We start from the raw sequence: 11,803 nt of genomic DNA on the forward strand, positions 1-11,803 counted from the left end.
CGGTCATGCTGACGCTTTCTCTCATCGGCATCGGTTGCGGCGATCCCCAGCAGCTCACGCGTGCTGCGATCGCCGCGATCAATGCCGCCGATCTGATCCTGATCCCGCGCAAGGGGACCGCGAAGTCGGATCTTGCCGAATTGCGGCGAACGATTTGCGCGGAGGCGTTGAGCAACGACCGGACACGCATTGCGGAGTTCGACCTGCCGGTGCGCGATGCCGGCGAGGAGGATTATCGCCGGGGCGTGGACGATTGGCATGATGCGGTGGCCGCGACTTGGTCGCAGGAAATCGCGCGCCATCTCGGCGGCGAGGGCCGGGTTGCCCTGCTGATCTGGGGCGATCCGTCGCTCTATGATTCAAGCCTGCGGATTGTGCGACGGCTCGATCCGCTGCCATCGATCGAAGTCATCCCCGGCATCACGTCGATCCAGGCGCTGTGCGCGGCGCATTCGCTGCCGCTCAACGAGATCGGCGAGCCGTTCCTGGTCACCACAGGCCGGCGGCTGCGCGAGGGCGGATGGCCGTCCAGCACCGACACGGTGGTCGTGATGCTCGACGGGGGTGCTGCCTTCCAGACGCTGGATCCGGCGGGGCTGCGGATCTGGTGGGGCGCCTATCTCGGCATGGCGGATCAGATCATCATGGCCGGTGAGTTGGCCGAGGTCGGCCCTCGCATCGTCGCCGCGCGGCGTGAGGCGCGCGAGCGACACGGCTGGATCATGGATTGCTACATCCTCAAGCGGCAATCGTGATCCACGGGCGGCGCCAGCGTGCGGGGGCCGCTAATCCTTGAACGCGCGAATCGACGGCTGGATGGTCAGACGGTAGGCGACGAGCTTGTCGCCATCGAACAGCTCGAGCGTCGTCTCGCAGACCGGGCAGCGATACTCGCCCTTGTTTCCTGAGCCGGACGTCAACTCGAGGCGTCGGAATCCAGCCCCGCAGCGCGGGCACGTGACGTCGTCCTTCTTCATCGGCTCACCCCAGAACAACACCGGCGGTATTTTGTAACCCAGACCGCGCGGCTGAACTATGGTCATGGCCGGAGAGCTACCGGATCATTCGTGCATGGCAACGCCGACGCGACTTGGATCGAACAACCGAGCCGATAATTCGATCTCGCACGGGAAACGGATCGGCAATTTCAACGTATTCTGCAAATTCGGCAACGGGTTATGGCGTGACATCGAAGCACGTTCTGAACCTTACCTGCACCGCAACAATCGCCGCCGCGTCGCGATGCCCGTCGGTTTCCCAGTCCGCCCCGCCCCCCGTCAACACGCGATCGCCGGCGAACGCTGGGTTCGCCGGCGATCCGTCGCCATCAGCGGATGCCACCTATTGCCGCGTCAAGCGAACCACGTCCTGTCTCAGCAGGTAGAGCCAGACGGCGAGCAGGACGACATCCTTCATCAGGAAGGGCACGTTGCCGGTCATCGCAGGGAAACCTCCGGCCGCAACGTCCCAGCCTTCCGGCATGAACGGGATGATGGTGACCGTCGCGATGAACGTGCCGGTTGAGCCGAGCGCGCCGAGAACGCCGAGCCGCTTGTCCCAGAAGCCTGCGAGCAGCAGGGATCCGAAGGTCCATTCCGAGGCGCCGAGGAAATAGCTGGCGCCGGCATGGCCGAAGACGGGATACAGCCACCAGATCAACGGCCCGTTGCTGATGAACGGGACCAGCCGTTCGAATTCATACGGGAACCACTTCTGGTAACCGAAGAACAGGAACATGATCACCATCGAGGCCCGGACGATATGGTAGTCGAGATCCTCCGCGAGCAGGCCGGACCGATACAGCGCGCGAACAAGCGGATTTTGCGTGGTGTTGGCAAGCGTGGTGTTGGAAAGCGTGGTCATGGTCGTGATCCTTTGACGTGACATCGCGCGGTCGCTTCACGCGACGGCGGGGAAGTCGATGTCGGTGTCGTTGATGCGGTTGAAGACGTTGGTGAAGACGGTGGTCGCGAACGCCAGGCTGATCTCGACCAGTTGCGCGTCGCTGTAACCGGCCGCCTGGATCGCGGCGAAGTCCTCGGCGCTGACGGTGCCGCTCGACTGCGCAAGCTTGCGAACGAAATTGACCAGCGCATCGCGCTTGGCATCGCCGCTCGGCTCGCCGTCGCGGATCTGCTTCAGCGCGTCGGCCTTCACGCCGGCGAGTCTCGCGAGGTGCGAATGCGCGGCGACACAGTAATCGCAGCCGCCCGCGGCGCTGATCACGAGCTTGATGACCTCCTGATCGCGCTTGGGCAGGCTGCTGCCGGCCAGCACCGCATCGGCGGCGAGGATCGCCTTCAGCGCGGCCGGACCGTGGGCGGCGATTGCCGCGTAGGTGTTCGGGACGCTGCCGATCGCCTTCTTGATCTGGGCGTAGATCTGGCCCGACGGGCCGGTGTCGGTTTCGAGATTGGGGACTGAAAGACGGGACATGGTGGCACTCCGTGTTGGGGTTGGTGATCGATTACGGAGTGACAATAGAATTGCGATATGAGACATTGAATGTCGTCAAAGCTCACATATATGCTCTATCGTCTCAATCTGGCCGCTTCAGGAGATCGCCCATGGATTGGCTCAGCCGGCTGTTCGAGATGATGCCGGTGCGCGGCTGGCTCGACCTGCGCTGCAGCTACGGCGTGCCCTGGCGCATCGACCAGGGACCGGGGGTGAGCAACGAGATCCCCTATCATGCGGTGCTCGCCGGCTCGGCGATCCTGGACGACCCAGCGGGCGGCCGGCCGTTGCAGCTGAAGGCGGGCGACATTCTTCTGCTTCCCGGCAACCCGCGACACGTGATGCATGACGGCGGCGGGACACCACCGCTGCCGGCGCGCAACCGGGCGGCGCAGAATTTCACGATCAGCGAAAACCTGGGTTCGGACGAGCGGCTCGACCTGCTGTGCGGACACTTCGCTATCGCACCTCCGCACGACCGCCTGTTGCGCACCTATCTCCCGCCGCGGCTTGTCGTGCATGCCGGACCGCAGGTGGGAGAGGGGACGGCCGCACAACTCGCCGGACTTGTCTCGCTGATGCGCAGCGAAACGGCGGACGATCATCTGGGCGGCCGCGCCATGCTGAACGCGCTGTCCACGGCGATGTTTGCGCTTGTGCTGCGGCTTGCGAGCGAGACCGACGCAAAGTCACGCGGTCTGCTTGCGCTGGCCGGTGATCTTCGTCTTGCGCCGGCGGTGGCCGCCATGTTCAACGAGCCTGCGCGCGCATGGTCGCTGCCGGAGCTTGCGCGTCTCTGCAACATGTCGCGCGCAACGCTGGCACGGCAGTTCCAGGAGAAGCTCGGGCGATCGGCCAGCGATCTGCTCACCGATATCAGGATGACGCTGGCGGCGAACGAGTTGAGGCGATCGTCGCTCTCGACCGGCGGCGTTGCGGAAATGGTCGGCTATCAGTCGGAGGCCGCATTCCAGCGCGCCTTCAAGAGCCACATGGGCGTCACGCCGGCGCAGTGGCGAAAAGCGCAGCATTCCGGACAGGACGTGCTGGCGGACCGGGTCGCATCGGCCGATCCGAAGGCGATGTCCGCTGCTGTTGATCGATAGCCTGCGAAAGAGAGGCGGCCGATGGGCGATCGCCACCGGCCGCTTCGTGTGCCATCACGCCCGCACGGCGGCGGCCTGCTGCAGAACCGGGATCATGTCTTCCGGCTCCGGGCGGCTTGTGTAATCCGGGTTGACCTCGGAGTAGAGGATCACGCCGTTCTGTCCGATCACGTAGCGCCCCGGCATCGGCAGCGTCCAGCTCGGATCGTCGTTGAAGCTCGGCAGATCGTTCTTCAGCTGCTTGTAGAGCGCGACCAGATCATCGGGCAGATGGAAGCGCAGTCCGAAGGCCTCGCTGACCTCACCCTTCACGTCGGACAGGATCGGGAAGGAGAGCTTGTTCTGGCGCACCGATTTGCGGCTGTTCGGCGCGGTCTGCGGCGAGATCGCGACCAGTGAGGCACCGTATTTGTCGAACTCCGCTTTGGCGGCTTCGAGCGCCTGCAGCTCCATGTTGCAATACGGACACCAGACGCCGCGGTAGAAACTGAGCACCAGCGGGCCGCGCTGCAGCAGATCGGCCGAATTGACGACGTTGCCGTCGGGATCCCTGAGCGAGAACGACGGGGCGACATCGCCGGCCCGCCTGGCGCGCTGCGCGGCGCCGGACTCGATCAGCTCCGCGGTGGCGCGGTGCATGATCTCGATGACCGGCCGGGGAACGCTGTAGGGCGGCTTTCCGGCTTCGAAATCGGCTTTGAAAGCGTCGAGCTTGGCTTGAAGCGACATGCTTGGCTGCTGAGTGGTGGACGGCGGCGCCGTCCGTGTTGTTGAACTCACACGCAGCAAGCTAAAGGAGATCGCGGGGCCGGGTAGCGCTGCCGTCCGACTAGTCCTTATTCCCGTCGGGAATAAATCGAGTGGTCAGCAGCCGCGGCAGATGACCAGCCTGTGGTCGAGGTCCTGGTCGAACTGCTGTTGCTGTCGCTCCCATGCCGACACGGTCTCGGGCCTGGGAGCGTCGGCGCGCTGCGGCTGCCGGTGGCCGACCGGTGCCAGCCAGGGCCGGCGCGAGGTCAGCGCAGCCGCCTTGACGTCGGCATGATCCGCCATCGCGCTGATCTGCAAATCGGGAAACACGCGGATCGTATCGGACTGGTTGGCGTTCGCAGGTGAAAGCAGGCTGGCGAAGACGAAGGCCGCGGCGGCGGTATGGGCAGCGCGCTTCACGATCGAGATGCGGGACATGGCGACACTCCTTGGCGGGAGGCTCGGGATGAGCAACTCCATTGCCGCCACCCTACGCCGCGGTGCGCCGCGCTGAATGCCATCGGGGATCGAAGACATGCTCATTCGTCTCACCGGCCGCCGACGCGGGCCGGGGGACGTCGTCATTCGTTGAACGTGCGCTCGAAGAACGTCACGAACGTCCGCGCCTTGGCGGTCGCCGCGCGCCCGCCCGGAAGCACGGCCCAGAGATCGAGCGCGGGCAGACCCCATTCCGGCAACACCGCCCGCACGGCGCCCGACCGGAGTTCGGGGCTGAACATCCATTCCGATGCGACGGCGATGCCTGCATCGGCAAGCACTGCGGCCCTGACGCCTTCGGCGGCGGTCACCCGCAGCCGGCTCTGCACGGTGACGGCGAGCTCGGTGCTGTCGCGCCGGAACGACCACACGCTGCCCTCACGGAGATACACGACGGCCTGATGCCGGCTCAGCTCGCTCGGCGTGGACGGCGTGCCGGCGCGCTTGAAATAGGCCGGCGTACCCAGCACCAGGCGTTTGCATCTGGCGACACGGCGTGCGGTCAGCGTCGAGTCAGTCATCTTGCCCATTCGCAGCGCTACGTCGATGCCCTCCTGCACGAGGTCGATCTGACGGTCGTCGAGCACGACTTCGAGTTCGAGCTCCGGGTTCAGCGCCAGAAACTTCGGCAGCATCGGAATGAGGTGGATGCGGGCGAAGGTGACGGCGGCGCAGATCCGCAATCGGCCCTTGAGGCCGGCGCCGGCGCCGCGCGCGGCGAGCTCTGCTTCGGCGGCCTCTTCCAGCGCGCGCCTAGCGCGCTCGAGATAGCCCAACCCCGCTTCCGTCGGGGTGAGGCCACGGGTCGAACGGGTGAGCAGTTTGACCCCGAGGAATTCCTCGAGCTGCGCGATGGACTTCGAGACCGCCGGCTGGCCGATCCGAAGCTGCCGCGCGGCGCCGGAGAAGGATCCGGTTTCGATCACCCGAACGAAGGTCTCCATTGCCGCCAGGCGGTCCATGATATTCTCCGCAGGAATGAGCAGGTCCATCCTTTCTGCCATGCCCTGCGAAGGTTGACCACGCGTCCGCCGGTGCGCGCCCTCGGCCGCTCGATGGCGTCGCTAACGGTCGAACAGGGTTGGCTTGAACACGGAGAGCGGCGCGGGATCGCGGCTCGGCGGCGGCGGGACCTTTCCGTCGATATCGGTGAAGCCGTATTCGGCTGCCAGCTCCGAGGCGAGCAGGATCTGGCCGCTCTTGGCCATCACGTCGGGATCGGCGGCAAGGGCGGCGACCGCGCGGCCGGCGAACACCGGCGTCTCGCCGCGCTCGGCAATCAGCCTAGCGAGCGCCGGCGGCACGCGGTCGGGCTGCGCCGCAAGCTTCTCGCTCTTGATGTAACCGGGCCAGATCGAGACCGCGGCAATGCCGAAAGGCTGCAGCTCATGCGCCATGTCGCGCGCCATCCGGTCGACGCCTGATTTCTGAACGCCGAACGGGACATTGAAGGTGTATCTGACGCCGCCGCCCGACGAGGTGTTGACGATCAGGCCGCGCGCTTGCGGCAGCATCAGCGGGACCGCGAGCTGGCTGGCGACGAAATGCGAGCGCAGGCCGACACGATGCAGGGTGTCCCACAGCGAGGCCGGCACCTGCCAGAACGGGACATTGACCGGCATCACGTTCGGTGCCGCAAACACATTGTTGACGAGCACGTCGAGGCGGCCATGGTCGCGCCGGATCAGGTCGAAGATCTCCTGCACCGAACCGTCGTCCGAATGATCGCACAGCAGGCCGATGCCGCGGCCGCCGGCCTCATCGATCGCGGCGATGGTTTCATCCAGCGATCCCGGCCATTCCGATCCGCCGCGGTTGCGTGTGCGCGCCGTGACAATGACGGTCGCGCCGGCTTCGGCGAGGCCGATGGCCACGCCCTTTCCGACGCCGCGGCTTCCTCCCGTCACCAGCGCGATGCGATCCTTGAGGCGTCCCTTGGTCATGCGATCTCCCGATATGGCTTCTTCGGAAGATAACTTGACAATAATCTTCCTGGGAAGATATTAGGCTCAGAACGTCGAAGGCGTCAACCAGGGAGGTTTTGCGATGGTCACGAGGGAAGAGAATGAATTGCTGTGCCGCGTCACGGGTGACGCGCCGATGGGACGGATGCTGCGGCAGCATTACTGGCTGCCGGCCGTTCTCTCGGTGCGCGTGCGCAAGGGAGAGGCGCCGGTCCGGGTCAAGCTGTTCGGCCGCAACTTCGTGGCGTTCAGGGGCAAGGACGGCACCGTCGGCTTCCTCGATGAGGCCTGTCCGCATCGCGGCGCCTCGCTTGCGCTGGCGCGGGTCGATGATTGCTCGCTGACCTGCCTGTTTCACGGCTGGAAGATCAACGCCAGCGGCGAGGTACTGGACGTTCCGAACGAGCCGAACAACCCCAGGGAATTCGCCAAGACCGTGAAGGCGAAATCCTATCTGGTGCGGGAAGGCGCCGGGCTGATCTGGGTCTGGCTCGGGGAGGGCACCGCGCCGCCCGCGCCCGACTTCGAGTGGATGGATCTGCCGCCGGATCAGGTTTACACGGCCGGCATCGAGCTCAATGCCAACTGGCTGCAGGGCGTCGAGGCCACCATCGATTCCTCGCATGTCGCGCTGCTGCACCAGAGCTGGACCGCAACATCGTCGAGCGACTTCGGCGCGACCCGCGTCAATACCGAAGTCGGCTACGAATTCGAGAAGAAGTCCTACGGCTTCCGCGCCGCGGCGCTGCGCACCGCGCCGGATGGATCGTGCCTCGCCCGCGTCACCGAGTTCGTGATGCCCTACTATGGCCTGATCGCGCCGATCTTCTCCGGACCGCAGCAGGATCGCACTGCGATCATTGCGGTGCCGATCGACGACGAGAACCTGATCCAGTGGTACATCTTCTACAATCCCGAGAAGCCGGTGGATTCCTGGCGCAAGGTGCAGCGCGCCAACCAGTGGCCGATGGCCGGCGGCCTGCCGGGTGACCAAACCAACAATTGGGGACAGAACCGCCAGATCATGGATGCCGGCAACAGCACCGGTTTCCACGAGATCGTCATCGAGGATTTCGTGGTGATGGTCAGCATGGGGCCGATCGTCGACCGTTCGCAGGAATATCTCTGCTCGGCGGACCAGGCGATTGTCAGGGTGCGTCGCCAGCTGCTCGACGAGGTGCGCGGCTTCATGGAGGGCAAGGCGCCGAGGAGCGGCCAGAGCGAGACCATGTCCTACAAGGAAATTCGCGCGGTCGGCGGCCGGCTCGCCTCCGCCTCGGAGGATTGGCGGCAGATTCCCCGCTGATCGGATTGGACCCCCAAGGGAAGTCGAGGGCGCGGACGGTGCGTCCGCGCCCATGTCCCGGCCCTGGCCCAGGAGACGCCATCTCATGACATTGCAAAAATCGACCTGGCATCATCTATGTGCCGCCGCGAAACTGTCGGAAGGCGAGCCGCTCGGCTTCAAGGTGGGCGCCCGGCGTGTCGCGCTCTACAAGGTCGACGACGACATCTTCGCAACGGACGATGTCTGCTCGCACGCGTTTGCGCTGCTGTCCACCGGGTTTCTCGAAGGGCATGTGATCGAGTGCCCGCTGCATGGCGCGATGTTCGATGTCCGTGATGGCAAATGCCGGTCGAGCGCCTACAAGGATATCGAGGCGTTCAAGGTCGAGATCCGCGATGGCGAGGTCTATGTGCAGCTCGACGGCGGTGCTGCGCTCGAAACTGCGCGTGACGGCGGCGTGAGCGTCAAATCGTGAGCGGCCTTGTCGTCATCGGCGCATCCTATGCCGGCATTCAGGCGGCGCTTGCGGCGCGTGATGCCGGCTATGCCGAACCGGTGACCGTGATCGCCGACGAGAGCGCGCTGCCGTATCAACGGCCGCCGCTTTCCAAGGACTTTCTGCTCGGCGAGATCGGCGCACAGGAGCTCCTCATGCACGACGAGGCCATTTTCGCGGGCAAGCGAATCGAGCTGCTTCTGGGCCATCGCGTCGTTGAGATCGATCGCAGTGCTGGCCGGGTCACGTCGGCGGATGGCGCGGTACTCGCCTTCGACAGCCTCGTCATCGCCACCGGCTCGCGTGCGCGAAGGATCGCTATCAGCGGCGCTGAACTCGACGGCGTCTGCTGTCTGCGATCAATCGCCGATGCCGTCGATCTCAAGGCGCGGCTCGGGCAGGCCAGCGAGATCGTCATCGTCGGCGGCGGCTTCATCGGGCTCGAGGTGGCGTCCTCCGCGGCCAGGCTCGGCAAGCGGGTGAGGGTGATCGAGGCCGCGTCCCGATTGCTCGAGCGGGCGGTATCTCCGGTGGTGTCGCGCTTCCTGCTCGATCGTCACGTCCGGGCGGGCGTTACGGTGAAGTTCGGCACAGCCGTTTCGGCCATGATCGGAGAGGGCGGACGGGTCGTGGCGGTCGAACTGAACGGTGGTGTTCGTCTCGGCGCCGACCTTGTCGTCGTCGGCATTGGCGGCATCGCCAATGATGAGCTCGCGATTGCCGCGGGGCTCGAATGCGCCAATGGCATTGTGGTGGATGAGCATGGCCGGACGGCACGCCCGGGCATCTACGCCGCCGGCGACTGCGCCAATCACTACAGCCGGTTCGCGGAGGGCTGGATCAGGCTGGAGTCGGTTCAGCATGCGCAGGATCAGGGAGCGGCCGCAGGGCTTGCGATCGCGGATCGCCACGAGCCGTACTGCAGTGTGCCGCGGTTCTGGTCGGATCAGCACGATCTCAAGCTTCAGATCGTCGGCTGCGCCGGGCGCAGCGACCGGACAGTGATCCGCGGCGCGATCGACGCCGGACGGTTCTCCGTGTTCAATTACCGACATGGCAGGCTGGTGGCGGTCGACAGCATCAACAATCCGGCCGACCAGATGGTGGCGCGGCGCCTGATCGCTGCCGGCATTTCGCCGACACCGGACCAGGCCGAAGACAGCTCATGTGATCTCAAATCGCTGTTGAAGCCGGGCAACAAGGCTGTTGCGTAGTGTGTCGGCGGAGGCGGTCAATCGGCTGCGGCAAGCCGGCCGGACTTCTTCGGCGCCTTCACGGTTCGGACGGCGAGCAGCTTGCGCAGGCATCGGTCGAGCATGGCGAGCTCCGCCTTGGTCAGCCCGCTTGCCTCCGTCACGCCCTCAACGACCCTCGCCACCTCGGCAATGCCGCGGTCGGCGGTCGCAAGGCCCTTGGCGGTGAGGCGGACCAGCTCCGAGCGGCCGTCATCGCTGGCCGAGACGCGCAGCACGAAGCCGCCTTCCTGGAGCCGGGCCACGCGCTTGGTCATGGCGCCCGATGTGACGAGGAGGGCGCGGAACAGGTCGGTCGGACGCAACTCGTACGGCTTTCCCGAGCGCCTGAGCGCGAGCAGGACATAGAGCTCACCGGTCTGCAGGCCGACGGCCTTCGCTATGTCCTGCAGGCGCATCTCATGAAGCTGGTTGACGCGCTCGAGCCGCAACAAGGTGCAGGCGGCGGCGAGGTCGAGGTCGGGGCGCTGTTCGAGCCAGGCGGCCTCGATGTCGTCGTAAAGGGTGCTGTCGGGTGCAGGCGGCTGCTTGATCGCAGGTTCGGCGCGGCGTGACACGCTGCTCTTCTTCATTCCCTTCCAGTCCCCTTCGTCCCGCGCCAGCGGCGCGGCATCATCCGTACGATAATCTAACACCGTCGAATTGATGTGTCGCCCCGCAAGTTCCTGGACTCGCTCCAGGCGCTGCACATCGCTCTCCGGAGCGGCCATTTGCCGCTTGAGGTTTGGGTTGACAATTATCTTCCTAGGAAGAATATTCCGGGTAAGAAAACAGAGGGAGGCGCGCATGCGCGGACTTCGCGCGACATTCTGGTTCGCAGCCTTGCTGGCTGCTTGCGGTTCGGCCAGGGCGGCCGAGACCGAGTTGATCCTTGGACAGACCATGCCCTACAGCGGCCCTGCGTCGGCGCTGAGTGCCGTCGGCAAGGTGCAGACCCGCTATTTCCAGATGATCAACGACCGCGGCGGCATCAATGGCCACAAGGTCAGGCTGATCTCGCTCGACGATGGCTATAGCCCGCCGAAGGCCGTGGAGCAGACGCGCCGGTTGATCGAGAATGACGAGGCGGTCGCGATCTTCGGCAGCATGGGAACCGCGCAGAATGCGGCGGTCCAGAAATATCTCAACGCCAAGAAGATCCCTCAGCTGTTCGTGTTCGCGGCCAGCGAGCGCTTCGCCGATCCGAAGACGAGCCCCTACACGATCTCGGGGATGACGCTGTTCAGCACCGAGGCTGCGATCTATGCGCGGCTGGTGGCCGAGCACATTCCGGCGTCGCGCGTCGCCGTGCTGTACCAGAACGACGACTACGGCCGCGAATATCTCCGCAGCTTCAAGGTCGAACTGGCCCGGCTCGATCCCAAGGCCGAGATCGTCGCGGCGTCGCCTTACGAGGTCACGTCGCCGACGGTCGATTCGCAGGTGGTCTCGCTGGCCAGTACCAATGCCAACGTCTTTCTCAATGCGTCGACCGGCAAGTTCACCTCGCAGGCGATCCGCAAGGCAGGTGAGCTCGGCTGGCGTGCGCAGCAGTTCCTGCCGATCGGCAGCAACTTCGTGCCGACGATCCTCAAGCCGGCCGGGCTCGACAACGCCAAGGGGGCGATCTCGGCGACACCGACCAAGTCGGTCGGCGATCCGGAATGGGCCAACGATCCCGCCTATCTCGAGTGGCTGGCCTTTATGAAAAAGTACTATCCCGAGGGCGACATCGAGGATCAGCTCAACTTCACCGGATGGAACATCGCTGTCCTCATGACCAAGGTCATCGAGGCCTGCGGCGATGATCTGTCCCGGCAGAACCTCATGAAGCATGCCACCGCGCTGAAGAACGTTGCGCTTCCGGGGCTGATTCCGGGCATCACCGTCAACACCAGTCCGGACGATTATCGTCTGATCGCGTCGCTGCGGCCGCAGCGTTTCGATGGTGAGCGTTGGGTTCCGATGTCCGGGGCCATGGCCGCGCAGTGAGGTGTGCGCCGGTGATTGCC

14 protein-coding genes are annotated in these 11,803 nt (G+C 65.2%); 6 read left to right on the forward strand and 8 right to left on the reverse strand.

What is annotated here, in order from left to right; genetic code table 11:
- Positions 1-5 precede the first annotated feature (5 nt).
- Complete coding sequence (gene cobF, locus V5279_RS16115) at positions 6-755, forward strand: precorrin-6A synthase (deacetylating) (protein ID WP_338698920.1); 750 nt, start codon at positions 6-8, stop codon at positions 753-755.
- A 30-nt stretch (positions 756-785) separates the two neighbouring features.
- Here cobF and V5279_RS16120 read toward each other — a convergent pair whose 3' ends face one another.
- From V5279_RS16120 to V5279_RS16130, 3 genes are all read right to left on the reverse strand, one after another.
- On the reverse strand, positions 786-977 hold the full coding sequence (locus V5279_RS16120) for a hypothetical protein (protein ID WP_166203936.1): 192 nt from the start codon (positions 975-977) through the stop codon (positions 786-788).
- Between the two features lie 364 nt (positions 978-1,341).
- Positions 1,342-1,863, reverse strand: a complete 522-nt coding sequence (locus tag V5279_RS16125; protein ID WP_338698923.1) for a YkgB family protein — start codon at positions 1,861-1,863, stop codon at positions 1,342-1,344.
- A gap of 36 nt (positions 1,864-1,899) precedes the next feature.
- Complete coding sequence (locus tag V5279_RS16130) at positions 1,900-2,436, reverse strand: carboxymuconolactone decarboxylase family protein (RefSeq protein WP_338698925.1); 537 nt, start codon at positions 2,434-2,436, stop codon at positions 1,900-1,902.
- Positions 2,437-2,567: 131 nt separating this feature from the next.
- Here V5279_RS16130 and V5279_RS16135 point away from each other — a divergent pair, with 131 nt between their 5' ends.
- A complete protein-coding gene (locus V5279_RS16135) occupies positions 2,568-3,563 on the forward strand; it encodes an AraC family transcriptional regulator (RefSeq protein WP_338698927.1) in 996 nt (331 codons plus the stop codon).
- 54 nt (positions 3,564-3,617) lie between these two features.
- Here the strand turns inward: V5279_RS16135 and V5279_RS16140 are convergent, their stop codons facing one another.
- From V5279_RS16140 to V5279_RS16155, 4 genes are all read right to left on the reverse strand, one after another.
- Positions 3,618-4,292 (reverse strand): peroxiredoxin-like family protein, encoded by a 675-nt coding sequence (locus V5279_RS16140; RefSeq protein WP_338698929.1) that lies wholly within the window; start codon positions 4,290-4,292, stop codon positions 3,618-3,620.
- A 135-nt stretch (positions 4,293-4,427) separates the two neighbouring features.
- Complete coding sequence (locus V5279_RS16145) at positions 4,428-4,751, reverse strand: hypothetical protein (protein ID WP_338698931.1); 324 nt, start codon at positions 4,749-4,751, stop codon at positions 4,428-4,430.
- 143 nt (positions 4,752-4,894) lie between these two features.
- The gene (locus V5279_RS16150; protein ID WP_338698933.1) at positions 4,895-5,773 is read right to left on the reverse strand and encodes a LysR family transcriptional regulator; all 879 of its coding nucleotides are present in this window, start codon (positions 5,771-5,773) and stop codon (positions 4,895-4,897) included.
- A 102-nt stretch (positions 5,774-5,875) separates the two neighbouring features.
- On the reverse strand, positions 5,876-6,754 hold the full coding sequence (locus V5279_RS16155; protein ID WP_166294031.1) for an SDR family NAD(P)-dependent oxidoreductase: 879 nt from the start codon (positions 6,752-6,754) through the stop codon (positions 5,876-5,878).
- Between the two features lie 103 nt (positions 6,755-6,857).
- Between V5279_RS16155 and V5279_RS16160 the strand changes: the two genes are divergently transcribed.
- The 3 genes from V5279_RS16160 to V5279_RS16170 all read left to right on the forward strand — a co-directional run bounded on the left by V5279_RS16160 (position 6,858) and on the right by V5279_RS16170 (position 9,773).
- Complete coding sequence (locus tag V5279_RS16160; protein WP_338698936.1) at positions 6,858-8,081, forward strand: Rieske 2Fe-2S domain-containing protein; 1,224 nt, start codon at positions 6,858-6,860, stop codon at positions 8,079-8,081.
- 85 nt (positions 8,082-8,166) lie between these two features.
- A complete protein-coding gene (locus V5279_RS16165) occupies positions 8,167-8,538 on the forward strand; it encodes a non-heme iron oxygenase ferredoxin subunit (protein WP_338698938.1) in 372 nt (123 codons plus the stop codon).
- Positions 8,535-9,773, forward strand: a complete 1,239-nt coding sequence (locus V5279_RS16170) for an FAD-dependent oxidoreductase (protein ID WP_338698940.1) — start codon at positions 8,535-8,537, stop codon at positions 9,771-9,773. The genes V5279_RS16165 and V5279_RS16170 overlap by 4 nt, the downstream gene beginning before the upstream one ends.
- Positions 9,774-9,790: 17 nt before the next feature.
- Here the strand turns inward: V5279_RS16170 and V5279_RS16175 are convergent, their stop codons facing one another.
- Positions 9,791-10,600 carry a MarR family winged helix-turn-helix transcriptional regulator gene (locus V5279_RS16175; protein ID WP_338698942.1) on the reverse strand — a complete coding sequence of 270 codons (810 nt, stop codon included), beginning with the start codon at positions 10,598-10,600 and terminating at the stop codon, positions 9,791-9,793.
- On the opposite strand from V5279_RS16175, the gene V5279_RS16180 reads away from it, so the two are divergent.
- Complete coding sequence (locus V5279_RS16180) at positions 10,599-11,783, forward strand: ABC transporter substrate-binding protein (protein WP_166294041.1); 1,185 nt, start codon at positions 10,599-10,601, stop codon at positions 11,781-11,783. The two genes, V5279_RS16175 and V5279_RS16180, sit on opposite strands and share 2 nt — an antisense overlap.
- The last annotated feature ends 20 nt before the right edge of the window (positions 11,784-11,803 follow it).

Source organism: Bradyrhizobium sp. 26S5 (genome assembly GCF_036923295.1).
In the GTDB taxonomy this organism is placed as follows: domain Bacteria; phylum Pseudomonadota; class Alphaproteobacteria; order Rhizobiales; family Xanthobacteraceae; genus Bradyrhizobium; species Bradyrhizobium septentrionale.